Source organism: Bradyrhizobium shewense (assembly GCF_900094605.1).
Lineage (GTDB): Bacteria > Pseudomonadota > Alphaproteobacteria > Rhizobiales > Xanthobacteraceae > Bradyrhizobium > Bradyrhizobium shewense.
In genome coordinates, this window is the sequence record NZ_FMAI01000001.1 from 710,072 (window position 1) to 735,333 (window position 25,262).

A 25,262-nucleotide genomic window follows, 5' to 3' on the forward strand; every position below is an offset into this window, starting at 1 on the left:
GGGGGCAAAATTCTTCAGTCTACCGCGGTCATACGGAGGCCTATGTGACCTACCCCACATACGCGCATTTTTCCTGTCCCACCCGCGGCCGTCGGCCGCCTTCATCCAGATCGGTAACATAATACTGCGATACTTCCCTGCGGAATGCCTGTCCGGCACAGGCGGCCCGGCCTCGTTCGGTTCCATAGCAGCCCTGCACGACATATGTCTCGCCAAGCCCGGCTTAGGCTCGATCGCATCGCAAACGGAGGCCTGATCGCCGGCAAAATTTCTCCCGCCGGCCTGCCACCTTGTTCCGCGCTGCACGGTTCGGATTCGGTTTCCAAGGATACCAAACCTAAAGGCTTGCCACGTAGATTTTTACGCTGACATCACCATTGGCGGGACCATGAGTACGGCCGCGACGTCCTTTCCCGAGAGGAATGCCGCTGAGGTCGCGGATCTCGTGCTCACGCCCGAGGCGGCGGCTTCCGAAGTGCTGGCGCGTCGAGCCCGGCAGCGCCGCCAGATGTATATCGGCCAAGTGGCGAGCTATTCGCTGGGCGCCTCGGTCCTGCTGCTCTACGCCTATGGCGGCGCGGTCTCCATGGCCGTTCCATCGCTGTTCTGGCTCGGCGGCCTCCTGATCATCGGTACGTTCACCGTGCTCTCGGAAGCCGGCTTCGGCGACCGGTTCGAGGATCATTACCTCACCGTCTTCCAGATCTCGGCGCATATGGCGCTGCAGCTGCTGTTCCTGCTCGCAGTGCCGACGGTCGGGGTCGCGTTCCTCGCCGTACTGTTCCTGATCTTCGCGTTTGGCACGCTGCGGATGACCTCGAGCCAGGCGATGGTGACCTGGGGCCTTGCCACTTGCGGGCTCGCCCTGGTCTTCCTGGGCTCGGACCTGCCGATCGGACTGCCGGTCACGACCCGCCTGGAGCGAACCGCCTCGATGCTCTGCTTCGTGCTGGTGATCGGCCAGTGCGCCTTTCTCGGCCTGTTCGGCGCCACCCTGCGCAAGATCCTGTATCGGCGCAGTATCGAGCTGAAGGCCGCCTATCAGCGCATCGAGGAGCTGGCCGAGCTCGACGAACTCACCGGCTCCTACAACCGCCGCTGCATCATGCGGCTTCTCGATGCCGAGATCGAAAAGTCGCGGCAGACGTCGATGCCTTGCGCGATCGCGCTGATCGATCTCGACTGGTTCAAGCGCATCAACGACGCCCACGGCCATCCCGTCGGCGACGAGGTGCTGCGCACTTTCGCGATCACCATGTTCGCCAACATCCGCCCGGCCGACTGCTTCGGCCGCTATGGCGGCGAGGAATTCCTGCTGCTGCTGCCGGACACGTCGGGCGACGCCGCACAGCGCATGCTCGAGCGCTTGCGCAGCATCGTCGCCGATCTCGACTGGAGCGCATTCTCCCTGAATTTGCGCGTGACCATTTCCGCGGGCGTGGTGACGCTGCGCGACGTCGATACTGCCGACACGTTTCTCGCGCGCGCCGATCGCGCGCTCTATTCCGCCAAGGCGCAAGGGCGCAACCGCATTGCAACGAGCTGACCAATCCATTTTTTCCCGCTGCGACAGAAGCCGCCGCCGGACCGAGCGCTCCTAGGACAGGGCCATGAGATCCAGATCCGCAAAAACATCCGAGAATTTACTCGAGGAACTGCAGGCTGCACTCTCGCACGGCACGGTCGCGCGCCGGGTCGAGACGCTGCGACGTGTCACCGATCTGTTCGTCGGCAACGCGGTGGATTATTCCGACGACCACATCCGCGTGTTCGACGACGTGTTCCAGTGCCTGATCGAGCAGATCGAGACGTCGGCCAAGGCGCTGCTCGCCGACCGCCTCGCACCGATCGCGGCCGCGCCGCCGAAAATCATCCGCACGCTCGCGCTCGACGAGGTCATCGAGGTCTCCGGCCCCGTGCTGTCGAAATCGGAACGGCTGGACGAGACGACCCTGATCGAGATCGCGCGCACGAGGGGCCAAGCGCATCTCAAGGCGATCTCGCTGCGGCGCGTGCTGTCGGAAGCGCTGACAGACGTGCTGGTGAAGCGCGGCAACGAGGACGTGGTGCAGTCGACCGTCGGCAATCCGGGCGCGCGGCTCTCCGAGGGAAGCCTCACCGATCTCGTCACCCGGTCCGAACGCGACGACGACCTCGCCACCTGCATCGGCCAGCGGCCGGACCTGCCGCGCCATCACTATTTGAAGCTGGTCGCGAAAGCGTCCTTGAGCGTGCGCAGGAAGCTCGAGGCCGCGCATCCGGAGCTCGTGGACGAGGTGTCGAGCGTGGTGCAGGAAGTGGCCCAGAGGGTCCGCGCTGCCGCCATGACGAGGCAGACCGAGATGGCGCGCGCGCTGGTGAAGTCGCTGCACGAGGACGGCCGTCTCAACGAATTCCAGGTCACCAGTTTCGCCGAGCAGGGCAAGTTCGACGAAACCAATGCGGGGCTCGCGGCGCTCGCCGGCGTCGCGGTCGAGACCGCCGAGACGATGATGATCGAAAGCCGCACCGAGGGCGTGATGATCCTCGCCAAGGTCGCCGGCATGTCCTGGCCAAGCGTGCGCGCCATCATCGCGATGCGCGAGAAGCTCTCCGGCGGCTCGCAGACCGACATGCTGACGCTGCGCGACGTTTACGAGGCGTTGCGCAGCTCGACCGCGCAGCAGGTGCTGCGCTTCCACCGTATGCAGCTGGGCCCGACGCCGGCGGCGTGAGGCGCCGGCGCGGTCAGTATCTCAGGACCCTCGCCCCGACCGCCGCGCCGATTGCCGTCACCAGCGCGGTCGCGAGCGTGTACCAGGTCGCGACGAACAGCGGCGAATCGTCGGTGCAGTGCGAGGCGTAGAGCGTCGCGGCAAGGCCGGCCGACACCAGGCCGGCGAGCGCTCCGGCAAGCGCCGGGCGCGACGGCGCGCCATGGCGCAGGCCGAACAGCGCCCCCGCAAGCAGTGGCAGCGACATCGCCGGAATTGCGACCAGGCACACCCGGGAGTTCTTGCCCATCAAGCGCATCGTCATCGGCATGGCCGGCGCCATCATCGCCTCACTGCCGATCGCGACCGCGAGCAGCCCGACGGGAAGCAGCAGCAGCCAGCCCCAGCCGCGCAGCAGGGCTTCGGGACGCGACAGATGCAGGCTGACGATGATGGCGGGAATCGCGAGCGACAGCGTCACCGCGAATTTCATGTCGAAGAACGGGTTGCCCATCGCGCTCATCACGTCGTGACGCACGCCGAGGAACGTCGCGAAGATCAGGATCGACAAGGGCGCGGCCACCAGGAGCGCCATGGTCAGCACGGCGCCGACGCGCGGCGCGCGATGGGCGTTGTCGGCTGCGAGCGAGCGGATGAGTTGATCGGTGTCCATGACTACTGGCCCCGCAGTTTGGTCGTCAGCGCCGCAAGTCCGCGATGCAGCGCGACCCGCACGGCGCCCTCGCTCATCGAAAACTTCGCCGCCGTATCCTTGATCGAGGCGCTCTCGACCGCGATCGACTGCAGCACGTCGCGCTGGCGCTGCGGCAGGGTGTTGAGCTGGGCTGCGACCTCGCCCGCGGACGCCGTTTCCTCGGGCGCCTCGCCCGGCAGGGTTTCGGCGAAATCGTCGATATTGACGAAGACGCGCCTGCCGCGCCGGCGCAGCGCGTCGATCAGCTTGTTGCGGCCGATGGCAAACAGCCAGGGCGCGAAGGGGGCTTCGCTGTCCCAGGTGTGCCGCTTCAGATGCACCGCCAACAGAATCTCCTGCACGATATCCTCTGCCTGGTCGGGAGGCTGGCCTGCCCGTGCCAGGCCTCGTCTCGCGGCAGCGCGCAGCACCGGCGTGACCGCCCTCAACAGGCGATGATAGGCCGCATCATCGCCAGCCATGGCCGACCGCATCAGGCCGGTCCATTCGTCCTCACGTCCGCGCACGCGCGCCCCTCACCATGCAATTCGGCCGTCCGGTCAATTTGTTACGCGGGTCCGACAAGATCACGAATTCGTGATATGCCTCGGACCTCGCGACCGATCCGGCCGTAAACGTCTGCGACGGCTCATAACACCGATCGGCGCGTCCCGCACCCGGAGGCTGGCTTCACGGAGGTCGGCCTGCCCCGGTTTTGCCCAGTGTAGCCCGAAGATTCCCATTTTCTGCCCCGCTGTCGTCACGCCCCGGGGTCTCTGTTCGTTTCCGGGACGGGCGGAATTGGGGAGATCATCACCATGATGAAAGCCAGCGGGCGCGCGGCCCTGATCGTTCTGGCCGGCCTATTGTTGCTGTTCGGAGGCCTTGCACAGGCGGCCCCAAGCTCAGCCGCAAGCAATTCGGACAGCGCGGGCAAGCAGACCGACGAGGCCAAGCCGAGCAAGCACCGGCGCCATGAGTCACGCCGCACCACCACCAGCGGCAAGACAGCACAGAAATCCGACGACAAGGCCGACAAGAACGCCGCTCCGGCCAAGGCCGACAACAAGGCCGACGAGGCCAAGTCTGACAACAAGGCGGCCGACAACACGGCCGATCATAACGTCCCGGCCTCGAGCCAGATGCCGCCGGCGGTCGCCAACGCCAATGCGCAGCTCGCCACCACCGATATCCCGACTGCGGCAGCGGCCTCGGCGATGACGGACCGCGCCAACACCAATGTCCAGGCAGCGGCCGATAATACCAACGCTGCGAACGCCGAGAGCCAGGTCGTCGCCCCCGATCAGCTCAACGACATCGACCGCGCCGCGCAACAGGATAGCCCGCCGGCGCAGAAGGCGGTGATTGCCGCAACCGAGGCCCAGCCCCGGCCGGCACCGGTGATGGCAAGCACCCAGCAGAGCTCGGCCTGGGACCAGAGCTCCCTGATCGGCAAGATCTTCATCGGCGTCGGCACGCTGCTGACGCTGGCGTCCGCCGCGCGCATGTTCATGGCGTGATTGCGGGCCCGATCCTGGCCTGAGAGACCTCCCCGGAACGCGCATCTTGCTGCGTGTTCCGGCGGCCGTTAGCCCCTTGAAGCTCACCGCGCCAGCGGGCACATTGCCCGCTCAATCAAAAGCGTGGGTGGAGCATGAGCACGTTCGAACACATCATCGTCGAAAGCAAAGGCGCGGTCGGCATCATCAAGCTGAACCGGCCGAAGCTGCTCAACGCGCTTTCCTTCGGCGTCTTCCGCGAGATCGCAGCTGCCGTCGACGATCTCGAGGCCGATGACGCCATCGGCTGCATCGTCGTGACCGGCAGCGAGAAGGCCTTTGCCGCCGGCGCCGACATCAAGGAGATGCAGCCGAAGGGCTTCATCGACATGTTCTCCGAGGATTTCGCCGCGATCGGCGGCGACCGCATCGCGCGTTGCCGCAAGCCGACGGTTGCGGCGGTTGCCGGCTATGCGCTCGGCGGCGGCTGCGAGCTGGCCATGATGTGCGATTTCATCATCGCCGCCGACACAGCAAAGTTCGGCCAGCCCGAGATCACGCTCGGCACCATTCCCGGCATCGGCGGTACCCAGCGCCTGACACGCGCGATCGGCAAGTCCAAGGCGATGGACCTGTGCCTCACCGGCCGCATGATGGATGCGGCGGAAGCCGAGCGAAGCGGCCTCGTCAGCCGCATCGTGCCCGCTGACAAGCTGATGGACGAAGTGATGGCGGCGGCCGAGAAGATCGCCGCGATGTCGCGCCCTGCGGCCGCGATGGCCAAGGAAGCCGTGAACCGCGCCTTCGAGACCACGCTCGCCGAGGGCATGAGTGTCGAGCGCAACCTGTTCCACTCGACCTTCGCGCTGGAGGACCGCTCCGAGGGCATGGCGGCGTTCATCGAGAAGCGCAAGCCGGTGAACAAGAACCGGTAACGTCAGGGAACGGGTCAGGCTGGTGTAAGGCTCGGTCGCGTTCCCGTGAGACCCTGTGACGAAGCTGCAACAAGCACGGATTTCATGGGGGTTTCCCCCGCGGCAGTTTGCCTGCGGGACCTCGGCTGGTTAAACAGTTAAGAGGCCACCGTCGGCGGGGGCGGACAGCCGGGGTTAAGCGGGATTACATGATTGGGCGTACCGCCAGAGCTGGTCGCGTGATGACGCGGCATCGATCGGGCGTGGGTCCTGTGCTTGCGACATGGACCACGTTGGCGCTCTGTTGCGCCCTGCCCTCCGCCGCCTGGGCCGAAGCCCTGCCGGAGGCGCTCGCCAAGGCCTACCAGACCAATCCACAGCTCAATGCCGAACGTGCGCGACAACGCGCCACGGACGAGAACGTGCCGCAGGCCCTCGCCGGTTACCGGCCGCAGATCGTGGCGAGCCTCAGCGCCGGCCTGCAATCGGTGCGCAATCTGCTGCCCGACAACACAATCCAGACCGGTAATTTGAAGCCATGGATCATCGGCGTCACCGTGACGCAGACCCTGTTCAACGGCTTCCGCACCGCCAACAACGTGCGGGCCGCCGAGCTTCAGGTGCAGTCGGGCCGCGAGGCGCTGCGCAATGTCGGCCAGGGCGTGCTGCTCGACGCGGTCACCGCCTACACCAACGTGCTCGCCAACCAGTCGCTGGTCGAGGCGCAGCGTTCCAACGTCGCCTTCCTGCGCGAGACGCTCTCGGTCACCCAGCGCCGCCTCAACGCCGGCGATGTCACGCCGACCGACAGCGCGCAGGCCGAAGCGCGCCTCAACCGCGGCCTTGCCGATCTCAACGCCGCCGAGGTCGCGCTTGCCGTCAGCCAGGCGACCTATGCGCAAGTGATCGGCAATGCGCCGTCGCAGCTTCGGGCCGCCGAGGCCGTCGATCGCTATCTGCCGAAGAGCCGCGAAGACGCGATGACGATGGCAATCCGCCAGCACCCGGCGGTGATGGCCGCCAGCTTCGACGTCGATGTCGCCTCCACCAACATCCGCATCGCCGAAGGCTCATTGCTGCCGAGCGCCACCATTCAGGGCAGCGCCAGCAAGAGCCGCAACAACGACCCGACGCTCGGCACCTTCGCCGAGGACCAGGCCTCGATCGTCGCCAATGTCACCGCGCCGATCTACGACGGCGGCCAGGCCGCCGCGCAGACCCGGCAGGCCAAGGAGATCACGGCGCAGAGCCGGCTCGTGCTCGACCAGGTCCGGAACCAGGCACGCACGGCGGCAGTGAGCGCCTGGGTCGCCAATGAAGGCGCCAAGATCACCGTGTCGGCCTCGGAATCCGAAGTGAAGGCCGCGACCGTCGCGCTCCAGGGCGTGCAGCGCGAGGCCGCCGGCGGACAACGCACCACGGTCGACGTCTTGAACTCGCAGGCCGATCTGATCCAGGCCAAGGCCCGCCTGATCGGCGCCAACCGCGATCGCGTCATCGCCTCCTACACGCTGCTCAGCGCCATCGGCCATCTCGACGTCAAGACACTCAGCCTGAACACGCCGGATTATCTGCCCGAGGTTCACTACCACCAGGTCCGCGACGCCTGGCACGGGCTGCGCACGCCGTCGGGGCAGTAGTTTCAATCTATCGGGCCGGTGCCCATGAAAAGCCGCCGCATCCATCTGACGGGCGCTTCGGGCTCCGGCGTGACGACGCTCGGCCGGGCGCTCGCCGGCCGGCTTGCGCTGCCGCATCACGATAGCGACGACTATTTCTGGCTGCCGACCGCGCCGCCCTATCAGACGACGCGCTCCGTCGCCGACCGCCTGCGCCTGATGCGCGAGATGTTTCTGCCGCGTCTCGATTGGGTGCTGAGCGGATCCGTCACCGGCTGGGGTGAGGAGCTCGTTTCGTACTTCGATCTCGTCGTCTTCGTGACCGCGCCGCGCGAGATCCGGATGAAGCGATTGCGCGCCCGCGAGGCCGCCCATTTCGGCGCTAACGCCGTCGCGCCGGGCGGCTGGCGCCATGACGAGACCGAAGACTTCGTCGAATGGGCCTCTCATTACGAAGCGGGGGATCGCGAAGGTCGCAGTCTCGCCAAGCATGAAGCATGGCTAGCGGGCCTGCCCTGCCCGGTCGTGCGCGTGGACGGCTCACGTCTGCTTGCGGACATTGTCGAGCAGCTATGCAACGAAGCGCAGCTTCGATCCGGCTGATATGGTACCGTCCCGGCACACTGCCAAATAAAACAACCAGGGAGAGAAACCGTGCTCAATCGACGCAGCGTCCTGCTTGCCTCCCTCGCCGCCGGAGTAGCCATGACCAACAGAGCCCACGCCCGCGCGGCGCAGCCTGCGACGCCGGTCAATTTCGACGTCCCCGCGCATGCCTGCGACTGCCACACTCACATTCATGGCGACGTCGAGAAGTTTCCGTTCTTCGCCGGGCGCGTCTATACGCCCGAGCCGGCAAGCCCCGAAGAAATGGCTGCACTGCACAAGGCGCTGCATATCGAGCGCGTGGTGATCGTCACCCCCAGCGTCTACGGCACCGACAATTCGTCGACCTTGTTCGGCATGAAGGCACGCGGCGCCAATGCGCGCGGCGTCGCCGTGATCGACGACAAGACGACCGAGGCACAGCTCGATGCGATGCAGGCGGACGGTTTCCGCGGCATGCGCCTCAATCTCGCAACCGGCGGCGTCAACGACCCCAATGTCGGCAGGTCACGCTTCACCACCGCCGTCGAGCGCATGAAGGCGCGCGGCTGGCACGTGCAGCTCTACACCACGCTTCCTATGATCTCGGCGATCAAGGACCTCGTCGAGACGGCGCCGGTACCTGTCGTGTTCGACCATTTCGGCGGGCTGGAAGCTTCGCTCGGCCTGGAGCAGCCGGGTTTCTCCGATCTCGCTGCGCTGGTGAAGTCCGGCAAGGCCTATGTGAATATCTCCGGCGCCTATCGCTCGTCGAAGCTCGCGCCCGACTATCAGGACATGGTGCCCTATGCGCGGGCGCTGATCGCGGCAAATGCGGACCTCGTCGTCTGGGGCACCGATTGGCCGCATCCGGATTCGAGCCGTGTCGAGGGACGCAAGCCGACCGACATCGCGCCGCTCTATCAGATCGACGACGGCCGCCTGCTCAACCAGCTTCCGGTGTGGGCACCGGATGCCGATGTCCGCAAGAAGATCCTGGTCGACAACCCGGCACGACTCTACGGATTTTGACGGTCAGCGCGCGCGCCGCGAGAAGAACGAGATCAGGACCGGCAGGGTCACGAGGATCACGACCGGCGCCAGCATCATGCCGGTGACGACGACGACCGCGAGCGGCTTCTGCACCTGCGAGCCGATGCCCTCGGACAGCGCCGCCGGCAGCAGCCCGACGCCGGCGACGACGCAGGTCATCAGCACCGGCCGAAGCTGCAACTCACCGGTGCGCACCACCGCGCTCGCGCGGTCCATGCCCTCTTCGATGAGCTGGTTGAACTGCGACAGGATGATGATGCCGTCCATCACGGCGATGCCGAACAGCGCGATGAACCCGATTGCTGCGGAGACGCTGAATGCAGTGCCGGTAATCAACAGGCCCAGCACGCCGCCGAAGATCGCCATCGGGATCACGCTCATCGCGAGCAGCGTGTCGGTCATCGAGCCGAAATTGAACCAGAGCAGCACGCCGATCAGCGCCAGCGAGATCGGCACCACGATCGACAGCCGCCGGATCGCATCCTGGAGATTGCCGAACTCACCGACCCATTCCATGCGCGACCCCGGCGGCAGCTGCACCTGTTCGGCGATCTTCTGCTGGGCCTCGCTGATGGCGCTGCCGAGGTCGCGCTCGCGCACCGAGAACTTGATCGGCAGATAGCGTTCCTGCTGCTCGCGATAGATGTAGGCCGCGCCCGAGACGAGGCTGATGGTGGCGACCTCGCTCAGGGGGATCTGCGTGACGGTGCCGTTCGGCCCGGGTGCGCCGATGCGCAAATTCTGGATCGCCTCGGCACTGCGGCGGTATTCCGGAGCGAGGCGGATGATGATCGGGAAGTGACGATCGGAGCCGGACTCGTAGAGATCGCCCGCAGTGTCGCCGCCGATCGCAACCTTGATCGTGGCGTTGATGTCGCCCGGCGCAAGGCCGTAGCGCGCGGCCTTGGCGCGGTCGATGTCGATCTGGACGGTCGGCTGCCCGAGCGAGGTGAACACCGCAAGGTCGGTGACGCCCTGCACCGTGGCCAGCACCGACTTGATCTTGTTGGCGGTGTCGGTGAGCGCCTGAAGGTCGCTGCCGAACAGCTTGATCGAGTTCTCGCCCTTCACGCCGGAGACGGCCTCGGAGACATTATCCTGGAGATATTGCGAGAAGTTGAACTCGACGCCGGGGAAGCGATCGTCGAGCTGCTTGAGCAGTTGCGCGGTCAGCTCTTCCTTGTCGCGGGTCCCGGGCCATTGGCTGATTGGCTTGAGCGGCGCGAAGAACTCGGCGTTGAAGAAGCCGGCGGCGTCGGTGCCGTCGTCGGGACGGCCGTGCTGAGACACGACGGACTCGACCTCGGGCCGGGCGCGGATCACCTTGCGCATCTCGTTGACGTAGCTGTTGCCTTCCTGGAGCGAGATGGTCGGCGGCAGCGTGGCGCGAATCCAGAGATTGCCCTCTTCCAGCTTCGGCAGGAATTCGAGGCCGAGCATCCGGCTGAGCGCCACCGTCATCAGCACGAGGCCGACCGCACCGCCGAGCACGATGTTGCGGTTGGCGACCGCCCATCGCAGCAACGGCGAGTACAACCGGTGCAGGATCCGCATCACCCTGGTCTCGGTTTCCTCGACATGCGCAGGCAGGATGATCGCGGACAGCGCCGGCGTGACGGTGAAGGTCGCAAGGAGCCCGCCGGCCAGCGCATAGGCATAGGTGCGGGCCATCGGCCCGAAGATGTTGCCCTCGACGCCGGACAGCGTGAACAGCGGCAGGAAGGCCGCGATGATGATCGCTGCGGCGAAGAAGATCGAGCGCGAGACGTCGGCGGCCGCGCTGAGGATGGCGTGGCTCTTCATGCCGAACAGCGTCTCATTGGACATATGCTCGGTCTCGGACATCGGCGTCGTCTGGGTCAGACGGCGGAAGATCGCCTCCACCATGATGACGGTGGCATCGACGATCAGGCCGAAATCGATCGCGCCGACCGACAGCAAATTGGCCGATTCCCCCCGCAGCACCAGGATGATGACGGCGAAGAACAGCGCGAACGGAATGGTGGCGCCGACGATCAACGCGCTGCGCAGATCGCCGAGGAAGATCCACTGCAACAGCACGATCAAGAGAATGCCGACCACCATGTTGTGCAGGACTGTGTGGGTGGTGAGCTCGATCAAGTCCCCGCGGTCGTAGATGCGCTCGATGCGCACGCCGGGCGGCAGGATGCTGGAGTTGTTGATGGTTTGAACGAGCTGGTGGACACGCTTGATGGTCGGCGAGCTCTGCTCGCCGCGGCGCATCAGGACGATGCCCTGCACGATGTCGTCGGACTCGTCGAGGCCGGCGATGCCGAGGCGCGGCTTCTGGCCCACGGTTACGGTGGCGACATCCTTGACCAGCACCGGATTGCCGCCGGTCTGCGCCACCATGGTATTGGCAAGATCGTCGATCGAGCGGATCAGGCCGACGCCGCGCACCACAGCCGATTGCTGGCCGATATTGACGGTGTTGCCGCCGACATTGACGTTGGAATTGCCGACCGCCTGGAGCAATTGCGGCAGCGTCAGACCGTTGGCGACCAGCTTGTTGAAGTCGACCTGGAGCTCATAGGTCTTGCTCTTGCCGCCCCACCCGGTGACGTCGATGACCCCCGGCACGGCGCGGAAGCGGCGCTGCAGGATCCAGTCCTGGATGGTCTTGAGATCGAGCACGCTGTAGTTCGGCGGACCCACGAGACGGTAGCGGAAGATCTCGCCGATCGGGCTGAGCGGCGATATCTGCGGCTGCACGTTGCCCGGCAGCGGCGCCAGCTGCGCCAGGCGGTTCAGCACCTGCTGCAACGCCTCTTCGTAAGTATAGGCGAAGGAGAATTGGATTTTGACGTCGGAGAGACCATAGAGCGAGATGGTGCGGATGGTCGTGATGTTCTTCAGGCCTGCGACCTGGGTCTCGATCGGGATCGTGATGTAGCGCTCGATCTCCTCCGCCGACAGTCCCGGGCTCTGCGTCACGATGTCGACCATCGGCGGGGTCGGATCGGGATAGGCCTCGATGTTGAGCTGGTTGAACGCGATGACGCCGCCGATCAGAACGGCGACGAACATCCCGACCATCAGGAAGCGCCGGTTGACGGCAAGGGCGACGAGACGATCCATTCAAGCTTCAGTTTGTCTGCAATTTTTTGGGTCGTCGATCAGCTGCCGGACGCCGCGCGGTCGATGAACAGGCTGCCCTTGGTGACGATCTGCTCGCCGGGTTTCAGATTGCTGGTGACCTCGACGAGGTTGCCGTTGATGAGGCCGATCTTGATCTGGCGCAGCTCGACCGACTTGTCCTCGCGCGCGACCCAGATGCGGACCTTGTCGGCTTCATAGATCAACGCCTGCTTCGGTACCGCGGGCGCCGCGCGATCGCCGGCCGAATAGATCGTGACGTTGGCGAACATCTCGGGCTTGAGCAGCCCGTCCTTGTTGTCGATGGTGGCGCGAACCTGCAGGCGGCGGGTGTTGGGGTCGATCGCGGCAGCGACGTAATTGATCTTGGCGGTCAAGGGGCGGCCCGGCAGTGCCATCACGTTGACGGTGATGTCCTGGCCGATGCAGACCGCGGCGGCGTCGCTCTCGCGCACGAAGGCGGTGAGCCAGACCGTGGAGAGATCGCCGACCACGAAGACCGGATCGCTGGCGCCGGAATTGACGTACTGGCCGGGGCCGATCTTGCGCTGCACGACCGTGCCCGAGATCGGCGAGTAGATCGTGACTTCCGGATTGATGGCGCCCTTGTCCTGGAACGCCTTGATGGTCTCGTCGGTGAAGCCGAGGATGCGCAGCTTGTTGCGCGCGGCTTCCAGCGCGGTCCCCGAGGAGCGCATGTCGTTCCGCGCCTGAACCTGGGTCGCTTCGGCCTGCTGATAATCCTTCAGCGGAATGGCATGGCCCTCATAGAGGTCCTTGGCGCGCTTGAACTGGATGTCGGAGAGCTCGAGCGCCGACTTGGCCTTGTTCAGCGAAGTCATCGCTGCAATGAAATCGTTCTGGGCCTGCACCGTGTCGGCGGCCTCGATCGTGAACAGCGGTTGGCCCTGCTTCAGCATCTCACCCGGCTTGGCCAGCAGCTTGGTCACGCGGCCGGCATAGGGCGAGAACACCGGCGTCGAACGGTCCTCGTCGACGGCGACCTTGCCTTCGGTGACATATTCGGCGCGGAAGGCCTTGGCCTTGACCGGCTCGATCGTCAGCGTCGCCCATTCGGACGGCGTCGGCGTGAAGTTCTGCGCATTCCTGCGCGACTGGCTGGAGATCTCGGAGTGCTTCTTTTCCTTGGAGCCGGAAGAGAGGAAGCCGTAGGCCCCGGCGCCGACACCGGCAAGAGCTAGTAAAACTACGGATGTGATCACCCGTTGTTTTGTAAACACCTGCAATCGCTTGGTATTTTCAACTACCATGGAGCCCGGTCGTGTCTGCGACGATCTCGGCAGATGCCTGCCTTATCGGTTGCGCTAATAGTGCCGAATTGGGAGTTCAAACAACCTAAAAACGCAGGGCGCCTTTCGGTTTGCGTTAAAATTTCGCGACATGTCAGCTTCACGTCAGCTTCGCGCTGGCCACTGTGCCGGATGACTGCCGAGCGGCATTGCCGGACAGCTCCATTGCGCCGGCGTCTTCGACAGCATCGCCGAGTGGCGCACCACCTTCAACATGCCGAAGCCAGATGGCATGCTCTCGATGAACGCAGCATGTACGGCTTCGCCCGTAAGATCCGGGGTGTTCAGTCCGCCATCGAGCCGGCCGAGATTCCAAAGCCAGCGCCCGGTCTGCGCCAGCGACACACGCACGTGCCAGCTGCCGCCTTCGCGCGCCTGACGGGCCTTGGCCATCATCGCGCCGAACGCCATCAGATAGCCGGTGGCGTGATCGAGCATCTGTGCCGGCAATTCCTTAGGGCCATCGAGACCGGCAGCGCGTCCCTCGGCATGATTGAATCCGGTCGTGGTCTGCACGAGGGAATCGAAGCCGCGCCGCTCGGCCCAGGGGCCGGCGTGGCCATAGGCCGACAGCGTCACATAGACGATGCCCGGATTGATCTGCGCGGCATCCTCGGGCGCGAAGCCGAGGGCGGCGAGCGCGCGCGGGCGATAGCCCTGCGAGAAGATGTCGGCGTCCCGCAACAGTTCGCGCAATTGCGCCCTGCCTGTCTCGCTCTTCAGCGCGATGAAGGTGGTGAGCTTGCCGCGGCCGGTGTCGATGGTGAGCCAGGGAATGGCGGGCAGCTCCGGCCCTGACACCAGCAGCACATCCGCACCATGCGCAGCGAGCGTGCGGCCGGCGACGGGACCTGCAATGACGCGGGAGAGATCGAGCACACGCAGGCCCGCAAGCGGACGATCGCCTTGTGGCCACGGCTTTGGCGGGGCCTCGCCGATCTTCTCGATCGAGAGCAGCGGCAACTCGGCGAGCGCGCGCGCCTGCGGCAGCGCGGACCATTCGTCGTAGGAGCGCATGAGCGCAACGACGCCGCCCGCGGCGTAAGCCGCAGTCTCAAAATCCTCGCCGTTCCATTGCATCAGCGCGGCCTGCACCTTGTCGCGCTCCGCCTCGCAAGCAAGCACCTTGCAGACGGCGTCGCGGTGATGCGGGAAATTGGTGTGGCAGCGAACGAAGCGATTGTCGGCAGTCCTGTAGACGCCGGCGATGGCGTCCCATGCCGGCGGCGGCGGCTTGTCGTCGAGACGCAGATAACGCTCGGAGCGGCATTCGGCGACGGCGTGGCGGATGTCGACGCTTACGTCCTGCGTCTGCCCGCTGCGCAGCCGCCAGATCTCAGCGGCGGCAAGGCCGGCCGCGACGATGGTCGTCTGTCCGGCAATCGCGACGCGGAACGAGGACGGAAGCTGAGGCTCCTCACCGCCCAGCCGCACGCGCTCGAGCGCCGGCGCATCGCCCCCGGCGGAGGTCCAGATGTCCTTGAGAATGTCGGCAGGGCTTTGCATGGCCGCTTCTCTCCCTTAGTTTTTCAAGCGACCATCCATTAGCACATAAGGAAATGCAATGGCCGCCATCGACCCCCTTACCGCAGGCGCCGTGTTCATCGCAACGGCGGCCACAGACGCGGTCTATGTCATGTTCACCTCGGCCGTGATCGCGCGCAAACGCATGTCAGCGGCGAACTGGAGCGCCGTCTGGTACATGCTCTCCTCCTACGCCGTGATCAGCTACACCGAGAACGCCTTTTACGTTGCCTTCGCCGCGATCGGCTCCTGGGCCGGCGCCTATGCCTCGCTCACTTTCCTGCACCGCCCGCCCGGTGGCCCGCCGGTCGGCGCGGCGCCGGAGTGAGGACGTAAAGTGGTGGCATGTCCTCCAATGCTAATCCCGTCATCCTGAGGTGCGACTTGCGATGCATCGCATCGCAAGTCGAGCCTCGAAGGATGCACGGCCGAGGTGGCAACCGGGCTGTCGCCCTTCGAGGCCTCCGCTACGCTCCGGCACCTCAGGGTAACGGTCGAACAATGGGATTTGCGGCGATGCCGCGCACGCGACTACACTCTCCACGACCAACAAAAAGGAAACCCAACAATGGATCTCGGTCTCAAAGGCAAGAACGCCATCGTCCTCGGCGGCACGCGCGGCATCGGGCGGGCGATCGCAGAGACGCTCGCCGGTGAAGGCACCAATGTCGCGGTGTGTGCACGCAATGCGGATCAGGTTGCGGCCACCGTTGCCGAGCTGAAGGCGAAGGGCGTCAACGCCACCGGCGGCCCGGTCGACGTGACCGACGGCGCGGCGCTGAAATCCTGGATCGAGGGTGCAGCAAAGGAGCTCGGCGGCGTCGACCTGTTGTTCTCCAATGCCGGCGCGATGGCGCAAGGCCACGATGCCGCATCCTGGCAGCAGAACTTCCAGCTCGACCTGCTCGGCGCCGTGCACGCGTTCGATGCCGCGCGACCTTTCCTCGAAGCGAGCGGCGAGAGAAGCGGCGACGCCGCCTTCGTCATCATCTCCTCGATCTCGGCGGCGCAGGCGGACACGGCCAGTTCCTACGGCCCGATCAAGGCGGCGCTGATCCACATGGCCAAGGGACTGGCGCGGCAATATGCAAAGAAGAAGATCCGCGTGAATGTGGTGTCGCCCGGCACGGTCTATTTCAAGGGCGGCGTCTGGGAGATGGTCGAGAAGAACATGCCCGATCGTTACAACGACGCGATGAAGCGCAATCCGACCGGCCGGATGGCCACACCGCAGGAAATCGCGAGCGCCGCGGTGTTTCTGGCAAGCCCGGTGTCGGGGTTCACGACGGGATCGAATCTCGTCGTGGACGGCGCGATCTCGAACCGGGTGAATTTTTAGAAGGGCACACTGTCATCGCCCGACTTGATCGGGCGATCCAGTATTCCAGAGACGGCGCGGCTAGAGCCGAGAAGCCGCGGCGTACTGGATACCCCGCTTTCGCGGGGTATGACGGCTGAGCGTGTGGCACGCTACTTCAACAAATTCGTCATTGCGAGCGCGAAACTTGTAGAGTGGGCAAAGCGACTTGTCCGCCGTGGCTCGAAGAGCGAAGGCGGAAGCGTGCCCACGTCTTCGCGACGAGCCGCAAAAGGAGGTGGGCACGGCGCCTACGCGCCTTTGCCCACCCTACGGCAGCCGTGCGTGTGGCAGCACTCCGCGCCACCCCTCAATGAAAATCCCGCGATGGCGGCAGGATGCGGACGTTGCGGGGGTGGCGGTGTTTTTGCGCCGGCATGTCCGTGAGCGCGCGAGGGTCTTCGTTGAGCGGCTCGACCACGGTGGCACCTGCCGGCACCGGATGCTTGCGGCTCAGCGCGTCGTTGGCGAGGCCGACCAGATCGTGCGAGCGATCGATCATGCGCTGGGCGATGAGATGCGTCACCTTCTCGGGACTGCTCTGGATATAGCCTTCGACCAGGATGAGGCGCGCGCCCATGACTTCTTTCCGGTACTGCTCCATGATCTTGGGCCACACCACGACATTGGCGATGCCGGTTTCGTCCTCCAGCGTCATGAACACGACGCCGCTGGCGCTGCCTGGCCGCTGCCGGACCAGCACCACGCCGGCGCAGCGGACGCGGCGACGCTCGTTCTCGTGACTGATATCCTTGCAGGCGACGACGCGCTCGCGCGAAAACATCTCGCGCAAGAATTCCATCGGGTGCCCCTTCAGCGATAGCCGGATGGTCTGGTAGTCCGCGACCACCTGCTCGGAACGCGGCATCACCGGCAGCGGTTGCGCGTGCTCGTCCGGCTGCTCGCGCGCGGTCGCCGCCTCGAACAGCGGCAGCGGCACGTCGTCGGGCAGCCGCCGCACCTGCCACAGCGCCTCGCGGCGATCGAGCCCGAGCGAGCGAAACGCGTCGGCATCGGCCAGCAGGATCAGCGCGCGCTTGGGCAGGCCGGTGTCGCGGGCAAAATCTTCGAGCGAAGTGAAGGGACGTCGGTTGCGGGCGGCGATGATGCGGTCGGCCCAGTCCTCCTGAGTGACGTATACTTTGCTTTGTCGCTTCGCCTGCTCCTTCTTGAGAGCCTCCTCATCAGGATCGAGCCAATGGAAGCCGTCGATCTGGCGAAAGCCAAGGCGGACGGCACAAGACCTGCCGTCAGTATTCTCCAGCGTGTTCTGCGCAAAACTATAGGACACGTCGATATCGCGCACCTCGACGCCGTTCTTGCGGGCGTCGCTGACGATCTGTGCGGGCGCATAAAAGCCCATCGGTTGCGAGTTCAGGAGGCCACAGCAGAAGGCGTCGGGGTGATGATATTTCAGCCATGACGAGATGTAGACGAGCTGGGCGAAGCTCGCGGCGTGGCTCTCCGGGAAGCCGTAGGAGCCAAAGCCTTTGATCTGGTCAAAACAGCTTCTGGCAAAATTGGCATCGTAGCCGCGCGCGACCATGTTGCCGATCAGCTTCTCCTCGTATTGGCCAATGGTGCCGACATTGCGGAAGGTCGCCATCGAGCGGCGCAGGCCGTTGGCTTCCTCGGACGTGAACTTTGCCGCCTCGATCGCGATACGCATGGCCTGCTCCTGGAACAGAGGCACGCCTTTCGTCTTGTGCAGCACCTTGTAGAGCTCGTCCGCGGGGCCATGCTCGGGCGATGGCGAGGGATAGGTCACTTTCTCAAGCCCGTTCCGCCGCCGCAAATACGGATGCACCATGTCGCCCTGGATCGGTCCCGGTCGCACGATGGCAACTTCGATGACGAGATCGTAGAAGGTCCGCGGCTTCAGGCGCGGCAGCATGTTCATCTGGGCGCGGCTCTCGACCTGGAACACGCCGAGCGATTCCCCGTCACACAGCATGTCGTAAACCTTGGGGTCGTCCTGTGGAACGCTCGCCAGCACAAACCGCTCGCCCTTGTGCTTATCGATCAAATCAAAACATTTGCGGATGCAGGTCAGCATGCCCAGCGCGAGCACGTCGACCTTCATCATGTTGAGCGCGTCGACGTCGTCCTTGTCCCATTCGATGAAGGTGCGGTCGTCCATCGCCGCGTTGCCGATGGGGACATAGGTGTCGAGCCGGTCCTGGGTCAGCACATAACCGCCGACATGCTGGGACAAGTGCCGCGGGAATTCGATCAGCTCGGCCGCAAGCTCGACTGCAAGGTTGATCATGGGATTTTGCGGATCGAGCCCGGCCTGCCTGACCTGCATGTCGTTGAGGCCCTTGCCCCAACTGCCCCAGACGGTGTCGGCGAGTGCGGCGGTGACGTCCTCGGTCAGGCCCAGCGCCTTGCCGACGTCGCGGATGGCACTGCGCGGGCGATAATGGATGACCGTTGCGATGATCGCGGCGCGGTGACGACCGTAGCGTCGGTAGACATATTGCATCACCTCCTCGCGCCGCGAATGCTCGAAATCGACGTCGATATCGGGCGGCTCCAGCCGCTCCTTGGAGATGAAGCGCTCGAACAGCAGATCGACCTTGGTCGGATCGACCGAGGTGATGCCGAGCACGTAGCACACGGCCGAATTCGCCGCCGAGCCGCGGCCCTGGCACAAAATGTTCTGGCTGCGCGCATAGTGCACGATGTCGTGCACGGTGAGGAAATAATGTGCGTATTTCAGCTCGGCGATCAGCGCGAGTTCTTTGTTCAACGTCGCGCGCAGCTTGTCGTCAATGTTCTCGATGCCGCCAAAGTATTTATCGACGCCCGCCCAGGTCAAATCCTCCAGATGCCCTTGCGCGGTCTTGCCCGGCGGCACCGGCTCGTCCGGATACTGGTACTTGAGCTGGTCGAGTGAGAAGTCGATCTTCCCCGCAAAACGCATGGTCTCCGCGATCGCCTCGGGGACATCGCGGAACAACCGCGCCATCTCCCTGGGTGTTTTCAGAAAGCGCTCGGCATTGGCTTCCAGCTTCCGTCCGACCGCCTCGATCGTGGTCTTTTCCCGGATGCAGGTCAGCACGTCCTGAAGCGGACGGCGGCCGGGATCGTGATAGAGCACCTCGTTGGTCGCGAGCAGCGGCACTTTTGCTTTGGCCGCAAGGTCGTCGAGCCGTGCCAGGCGGCGCCGGTCGTCGCCGCGATAGATCAGGCTCGCCGCGAGCCACACGCCTTCGGCGCGGCTCGCCCTCAGCTTTGCAAGCAGATCCAGCGCCTGCGCCGGCTCGAAGCGATGCGGCAACGTCAGGACCAGGAGCTGGCCTTCCGAAAATTCCAGAAGATCGGCAAAGGTGAGACGGCACTCGCCCTTCTCGATCCGCGTGATGTCGTCGCCGCGCTTGCCTTTGGTCAGAAGCTGGCACAGCCGGCCATAGGCGGCGCGGTCGCGCGGGTAGACCAGAATGTCGGGCGTGCCGTCGATGAAGACGATGCGCGCACCGATCAGCAGTTTCGGCTTGTGCAGCACCTTGTCATTGTCGAGCTCATTCCAGGCCCGCACCACGCCGGCGAGCGTGTTGTGATCGGCGATTCCAATCGCGGGAATGCCGAGCTTGCTCGCCTGATGCACATAGGCGCGCGGATCCGAACCGCCGCGCAGGAAGGAGAAATTGGTGGTGATGCCGATCTCGGCATAAGCGGGGCTATTCATGCGAAGAGACCGTGCACATACCAGCCGGGAGAAGCAGGCTCGCCGTCGCCGTCGAACACCTCCCCCTCGTAAAGTCCGTCGCGAAAAATCCAGAAGCGCAGGCCCTCGGCGTCCTCGATGCGAAAGTAATCCCGCGTCAGCTGCTTGCCGTCCTGCCGCCACCATTCCATCGCGATACGCTCGGGTCCTTCCACCCGCACCACGGCATGCAGCGCGCGGCGCCAGGTGAACTGATGCGGCGGACCATCCGGCACGGCCGCGAACGGCACCTTGATCGGCTCCGGCTTGTCGAACAGCCTCAAGGGGCGCAGCGGCGGCTCGCTCTCGGTCCGTGCCGGCCATTCGGCCTGCATGGCGGCGGCGAGATGATGCTGCGCCGGCGCGGCCAGCACGGCGCATTCGGGGATATGGGTATCCTCAGGCAGGTGCACGACGACGCGCTTGCCGCCGATGCGCGCGGCGATGCGGTCGATCAGGGCGGCAAGCTCGTCATTGTCGTGGACATGGGCGTCGAGATCGCGCTGCTCCTGCACCACGATTTCGGTGCGGCTCGCCGACAGGCGCACCATGTCGAAGCCAAAACCGGGATCGAGGGGATCGGCGAGCGCATCGAGACGCTCGCGGAACAGCCGGTCGATCACTTTGCTTTGCGTGACCGGCCGTCCGGTCTCGACCATGATCGCGCGCACCACGCCATCGGTGCGGAAGAAGGCAGCTTCCAGCCGACGCGCGCCTTTGCCCTGTTTCTCCATGGAGGCGATCAACGTGTCCGCCAGCCGCGACAGCGTCATTGCGATCATGGTGTCGGTCGCGATCGGCTCGGCGAAAGGCTTCTCGACGATGTAATCGGGCAGCGGCTTTCGCGGGTTGATCGGCGCATCACCCTGCCCCAACGCATGCGCGAGCAAGGTTGAGAACCGCGCCCCGAACCGCGCCGTGATCTCGCTCGGCGAGCGCGCGGTGACGTCGCCGATGGTCTTGAGGCCGGCGCGACGCAGGCCGGTGGTGATGGCCTCGCCCGCACCGAGCGCGGACACCGGAAACCGGCTGATCGCCCTCGCCTCTTCGCCATCGGCAACGATGGTGCCCGTGGCCTGCCGCGTCAGCGTGCGCGCGCAGACCGAGGTGCCGGCGATGGCCGCGCTGACGGCAAAGCCTTGTCGGCCGAGCGCACGAACCAGCGCTTGCAGCAACGCAGCCTCGCCGCCGAACAGATGTGCACAGCCGGTGATGTCGAGGAACAGCCCGTGTGGCGGATCCAGCGCCACCAGCGGCGTGAAGCGGTCGCACCAGTCGGCGATGTCGCTGAGCGTCTTCGCATCGGCGACAGTATCGGCGTCGAACACTTTCAGATCCGGGCACATCGCCCGCGCATTGGCCAGCGGCTGACCGATGTACAGGCCGAGGCGCTCGGCAGCCTCGTCCAGCGCATGGATCACCAGCGCATTGTTCTCCTTGATGACGACAATGCTCGGCTCATTATTGGTTTTACCCAGCCCGGCGCTGTTGAAGAACCGTTGAATCCGGTCGATGGGCAGGCGTGGCAGCCACAGGCTGAGAATACGTCGACGGTTCACTGAACTGGCACTCATCACAATTCCATTCCATGATCCACCGGCCGCACGGGCCATGACGATTACGCAAGAGTTCGGCATCGAAGCGCGGCGCGCCCCATGCGTCCCACACCGACCCCGGCGGCGAATGCGCCGCGCGCAGCATCCACCTGGTCTCCGCGGTCGAAGGCAGCGGCTGCGCGGCCATCCGCAGCAAAAGCCCGGTGACGCCGGAGCCTTGCGCGGCCAGCGTCAGCTTGCGGCTCGCCACAAGATCGAACTGCCTGGTCTCGCCCCAGAGCTCGAGCACGACGGCGCCCAGCGCATCGCAGGCGAGCGCATCGGCCGAGGTGCGTAGCGCGCTCTCGACATCGGCGGCGCGCACCATCACCATGCGGCGCGGATCGAGGCCGAGCTCGGCGAGCCCGCTCATCGACAGTGCGCCTGCCTCTATCTCTGAAAAATCCTGCCGTACCCACAGCAGCGGCCGCTGCGCCGAGACGCGCCCGGCAAGTCCCATGACGAAGCCGGTCGCGGCCGTCCCCTGAGACCCAGCGCAAAACACCTCGTGGATCGCCGCGCGCGCGAGGCCGCCCTTCAGCGCGTTGTCGGCTTCGCTGTGGCCGAGCGCGACGCGATCGTGCGGATGCACGACCGTCGCCGTCTCGATGCGCTCGATCTGGCCGCGCAAGGTCGCAAGCGCGCTTGTCCGTGCGCCGCTCATGCTCGCCGCTCCTTCAGGGGTGATTGCCGATGGCTCTCAAAAAGAGAACCAGCGGCTGGCTCATTTGTTCATGATATGTTCTAATATAAAGCTAACGGCGCGCGGAGAGTCAATCGAATTGGCGCGCAAATGGATTCATGAGCGGAATCAAAGGGATTCAACCATGGACGTACAACGCAAGCTGGAAATCCTGGCGGACGCCGCCAAATACGACGCGTCCTGCGCCTCCAGCGGCACCGAGAAGCGGGATTCCAGCGACGGCAAGGGCATGGGCTCGACCGCGCCGGGCATGGGCATCTGCCATTCCTATGCGCCTGATGGACGCTGCATCTCGCTGCTCAAGGTGCTGCTGACCAACGCCTGCAATTACGATTGCCTCTATTGCGTCAACCGCGCCTCCTCGAACGTGCCCCGCGCCCGCTTCACCGTCGACGAATTGGTCAAGCTCACGCTCGACTTCTACCGGCGCAATTACATCGAGGGCCTGTTCCTCTCCTCCGGCATCATCCTCAGCCCCGACTACACCATGGAGCAGGTCGTCAGCGTCGCGCGAAAGCTGCGCGAGGAGCATCACTTCCGCGGCTACATCCATCTCAAGACCATTCCCGAGGTCGACGATGCGCTGATCGCGGAAGCCGGCAAATATGCCGATCGTCTCTCCATCAACATCGAGATGCCCGAGGAGACAAGCCTGCAGCAATTCGCGCCGGAGAAGGACGTGCGCGCAATCCGCCGCACCATGGGCCGGCTGCGGCTGAAGCTGGATGAGGCCGAGGAAGGCCGCAGCGCGAAGACCAAGGCGAGGCCGCAGCGCTTCGCGCCGGCCGGCCAAAGCACGCAGATGATCGTCGGCGCCGATGCTGCCTCCGACCACACCATTCTCCACACCAGCGCCAATCTCTACGGCGCCTACCGCCTGCGGCGTGTCTACTACTCCGCCTTCAGCCCGATCCCCGACGCCAGCCGCGCCTTGCCTCTGGTGCAGCCGCCGCTGCTGCGCGAGCACCGGCTCTACCAGGCCGACTGGCTGATGCGGTTCTACGGTTTCGATGTCGGCGAGATCGTCGACGACAGCGCGATGCTGCCGCTCGACATCGATCCAAAACTCGCCTGGGCGCTGCGCCATCGCGACCGCTTCCCGCTCGACGTCAACCGCGCCAGCCGTGAGGAGCTGCTGCGCGTGCCGGGCTTCGGCACCAAGGCGGTCGAGCGCATCATTGCAACACGGCGCACCACCACGATCCGCCTCGCCGATCTCGCCCGGCTGCACGTGCCCCGCAACAAGGCGCTGCCGTTCATCGTCCTCAGCGATCACCGCCCCTCGCCGCATCGTCTCGATGCCGCCGGGCTGATCGAGCGCTTCAAGCCGAAAGCAACTCAACTGGGATTTGGCTTCTGATGCAGTACATCACCCTCGACACCGAAACCGATTTCGACGGCTGGCGCAAAGCCGCGCGCAGCCTTGTGCTTCATTACGTGCAGCCCACCGATGTCACCTGGACCGTGCAGGGCGGGGAAGCCGATTTGTTCGCACCGCCTGCACCGTCTCCGATCCTCGAGGTGAATGACGGCACCTTCAACGTATCAGGCAAATTCATCGAGCTTGCCCAGGCCGCAATCCTGCACCGCGATATCCAGCGCTTTGCGATCCTCTATCGCCTGCTGTTTCGGCTGAAGGACAACCACGATCTCATCGAGGTCGCGACCGACCCTGACGTCGCGCAGGTTACGGCGATGGCCCGCGCGGTCCATCGCGACGAGCACAAGATGCACGCCTTCGTCCGCTTCCGCGAGATCGGACGCGAGCGCGCAGCGCATTACGTCGCCTGGTTCCAGCCGGAGCATCACATCGTCGAGCTCGCAGCCCCGTTCTTCGCAAAGCGCTTTGCCGACATGCCCTGGTCGATCCTGACGCCGGACCTCTGCGCACATTGGGACGGCCACGCGCTCGCGTTCACGCCGGGCGTCAGCAAGAGCGAAGCACCGGGCGAAGACCGGCTGGAGGAAACCTGGCGGCGCTATTACGCCAGCATCTTCAATCCGGCCCGGCTCAAGGTGAAGGCGATGCAGGCCGAGATGCCGAAGAAATATTGGAGGAACCTGCCCGAGGCTTCGATCATTAAGCCCTTGATCGAGGACGCCGAACGCATGACCGGCGCCATGATCGCCAATGCCGCAACCGATCCGCACAAGCCTCAGAAGCGGCCGGAGGCTCCGATGAAACGCAAGCCAGCTGCCGACGATCTCGAAGCGCTCCGCGAGGAGGCCGCGCATTGCCGCGCCTGCCACCTCTACAAGGACGCGACCCAGACCGTGTTCGGCGAAGGCCCGAGATCCGCCAACATCATGTTGGTCGGCGAGCAGCCCGGCGACAAGGAAGATCTCGCCGGCCACCCCTTCGTCGGTCCGGCGGGCCAGATGCTCGACCGTGCGCTGGAGGAGGCCGGTGTCGATCGCAAGAAGGTCTATGTCACCAACGCGGTGAAACACTTCAAATTCGTGCCGCGCGGAAAGATCCGCCTGCACCAGAAGCCGAATACGCCGGAGATCCGGGCCTGCCGGCAATGGTATGAGCGGGAAGTCTCGGCAATTCAGCCAGATCTGATCGTGGCGATGGGCGCTACCGCCGCGCAAAGCGTGTTCGGCAAGATCACTCCCATCGGCAAGTCCCGCGGACGGCTCATCGACCTTCCCGACGGACGCAAAGCGCTGGTGACGGTGCACCCGTCCTATCTGTTGCGGCTGCCAGATCCTGAAGCCAAGGCGCTGGAATATCAGCGCTTTGTCGACGATTTGAAGATCGCTGCCGGCTTGCAGAAGAAAGCCGCGCGGGCAGCCTAAATACTGGCAGGAAAACGGTTTTCAACCGCCGCTTGTCATCCAGCCTTCAAATCCATCGCGGACAATACCCTTACTTCAAAGTTAAGGG

Annotated in this window: 19 protein-coding genes; 11 read left to right on the forward strand and 8 right to left on the reverse strand. The window is 64.9% G+C overall.

Annotated elements, in window-relative coordinates; translation table 11 throughout:
- The first annotated feature begins 388 nt into the window (after positions 1-388).
- On the forward strand, positions 389-1,546 hold the full coding sequence (locus GA0061098_RS03070; protein WP_091953287.1) for a GGDEF domain-containing protein: 1,158 nt from the start codon (positions 389-391) through the stop codon (positions 1,544-1,546).
- Positions 1,547-1,610: 64 nt separating this feature from the next.
- Entirely contained in the window at positions 1,611-2,714 is a 1,104-nt protein-coding gene (locus tag GA0061098_RS03075; RefSeq protein WP_091953288.1) for a DUF2336 domain-containing protein, read from the forward strand.
- Positions 2,715-2,727: 13 nt separating this feature from the next.
- Here GA0061098_RS03075 and GA0061098_RS03080 read toward each other — a convergent pair whose 3' ends face one another.
- Entirely contained in the window at positions 2,728-3,366 is a 639-nt protein-coding gene (locus GA0061098_RS03080; RefSeq protein ID WP_091953289.1) for an NrsF family protein, read from the reverse strand.
- 2 nt (positions 3,367-3,368) lie between these two features.
- On the reverse strand, positions 3,369-3,914 hold the full coding sequence (locus tag GA0061098_RS03085) for a sigma-70 family RNA polymerase sigma factor (protein WP_091953290.1): 546 nt from the start codon (positions 3,912-3,914) through the stop codon (positions 3,369-3,371).
- A 291-nt stretch (positions 3,915-4,205) separates the two neighbouring features.
- Here GA0061098_RS03085 and GA0061098_RS03090 point away from each other — a divergent pair, with 291 nt between their 5' ends.
- From GA0061098_RS03090 to GA0061098_RS03110, 5 genes are all read left to right on the forward strand, one after another.
- On the forward strand, positions 4,206-4,907 hold the full coding sequence (locus tag GA0061098_RS03090; RefSeq protein ID WP_091953291.1) for a hypothetical protein: 702 nt from the start codon (positions 4,206-4,208) through the stop codon (positions 4,905-4,907).
- A gap of 134 nt (positions 4,908-5,041) precedes the next feature.
- Positions 5,042-5,821, forward strand: a complete 780-nt coding sequence (locus GA0061098_RS03095) for an enoyl-CoA hydratase (RefSeq protein ID WP_028143187.1) — start codon at positions 5,042-5,044, stop codon at positions 5,819-5,821.
- A gap of 221 nt (positions 5,822-6,042) precedes the next feature.
- Positions 6,043-7,440: a TolC family outer membrane protein gene (locus GA0061098_RS03100; RefSeq protein ID WP_049801717.1), complete on the forward strand. Its 1,398-nt coding sequence runs from the start codon at positions 6,043-6,045 to the stop codon at positions 7,438-7,440.
- A gap of 24 nt (positions 7,441-7,464) precedes the next feature.
- Positions 7,465-8,022, forward strand: coding sequence for a P-loop NTPase family protein (locus tag GA0061098_RS03105; protein ID WP_091953297.1), 558 nt, complete (start codon positions 7,465-7,467; stop codon positions 8,020-8,022).
- A gap of 51 nt (positions 8,023-8,073) precedes the next feature.
- Entirely contained in the window at positions 8,074-9,036 is a 963-nt protein-coding gene (locus tag GA0061098_RS03110) for an amidohydrolase family protein (RefSeq protein ID WP_091953300.1), read from the forward strand.
- 3 nt (positions 9,037-9,039) lie between these two features.
- Here the strand turns inward: GA0061098_RS03110 and GA0061098_RS03115 are convergent, their stop codons facing one another.
- The 3 genes from GA0061098_RS03115 to GA0061098_RS03125 form a co-directional block, all read right to left on the reverse strand.
- Complete coding sequence (locus GA0061098_RS03115; protein WP_091953302.1) at positions 9,040-12,156, reverse strand: efflux RND transporter permease subunit; 3,117 nt, start codon at positions 12,154-12,156, stop codon at positions 9,040-9,042.
- Between the two features lie 38 nt (positions 12,157-12,194).
- On the reverse strand, positions 12,195-13,445 hold the full coding sequence (locus GA0061098_RS03120; RefSeq protein WP_091953305.1) for an efflux RND transporter periplasmic adaptor subunit: 1,251 nt from the start codon (positions 13,443-13,445) through the stop codon (positions 12,195-12,197).
- 144 nt (positions 13,446-13,589) lie between these two features.
- A complete protein-coding gene (locus GA0061098_RS03125; RefSeq protein WP_091953308.1) occupies positions 13,590-14,990 on the reverse strand; it encodes a CoA transferase in 1,401 nt (466 codons plus the stop codon).
- Positions 14,991-15,048: 58 nt separating this feature from the next.
- Between GA0061098_RS03125 and GA0061098_RS03130 the strand changes: the two genes are divergently transcribed.
- Together GA0061098_RS03130 and GA0061098_RS03135 are read left to right on the forward strand one after the other, a co-directional pair.
- A complete protein-coding gene (locus tag GA0061098_RS03130; RefSeq protein ID WP_028146977.1) occupies positions 15,049-15,336 on the forward strand; it encodes a hypothetical protein in 288 nt (95 codons plus the stop codon).
- Between the two features lie 240 nt (positions 15,337-15,576).
- Entirely contained in the window at positions 15,577-16,347 is a 771-nt protein-coding gene (locus GA0061098_RS03135) for an SDR family NAD(P)-dependent oxidoreductase (protein WP_091953311.1), read from the forward strand.
- Between the two features lie 328 nt (positions 16,348-16,675).
- On the opposite strand, the gene GA0061098_RS03140 is transcribed toward GA0061098_RS03135, so the two are convergent.
- Genes GA0061098_RS03140 through GA0061098_RS03150 form a run of 3 tightly spaced genes read right to left on the reverse strand, consistent with a single transcriptional unit; the run spans position 16,676 to position 22,333 of the window.
- Positions 16,676-20,056, reverse strand: a complete 3,381-nt coding sequence (locus GA0061098_RS03140; RefSeq protein ID WP_091953314.1) for an error-prone DNA polymerase — start codon at positions 20,054-20,056, stop codon at positions 16,676-16,678.
- Complete coding sequence (locus GA0061098_RS03145; RefSeq protein WP_165637115.1) at positions 20,053-21,648, reverse strand: Y-family DNA polymerase; 1,596 nt, start codon at positions 21,646-21,648, stop codon at positions 20,053-20,055. The genes GA0061098_RS03140 and GA0061098_RS03145 overlap by 4 nt, the downstream gene beginning before the upstream one ends.
- A complete protein-coding gene (locus tag GA0061098_RS03150) occupies positions 21,545-22,333 on the reverse strand; it encodes an ImuA family protein (RefSeq protein WP_091953317.1) in 789 nt (262 codons plus the stop codon). Before GA0061098_RS03150 ends, GA0061098_RS03145 begins: the two co-directional genes overlap by 104 nt.
- Before the next feature lie 163 nt (positions 22,334-22,496).
- On the opposite strand from GA0061098_RS03150, the gene GA0061098_RS03155 reads away from it, so the two are divergent.
- Both GA0061098_RS03155 and GA0061098_RS03160 read left to right on the forward strand, forming a co-directional pair.
- Complete coding sequence (locus GA0061098_RS03155) at positions 22,497-23,732, forward strand: putative DNA modification/repair radical SAM protein (RefSeq protein ID WP_091953319.1); 1,236 nt, start codon at positions 22,497-22,499, stop codon at positions 23,730-23,732.
- Positions 23,732-25,174, forward strand: coding sequence for a UdgX family uracil-DNA binding protein (locus tag GA0061098_RS03160; protein WP_091953322.1), 1,443 nt, complete (start codon positions 23,732-23,734; stop codon positions 25,172-25,174). The genes GA0061098_RS03155 and GA0061098_RS03160 overlap by 1 nt, the downstream gene beginning before the upstream one ends.
- Positions 25,175-25,262 lie beyond the last annotated feature (88 nt).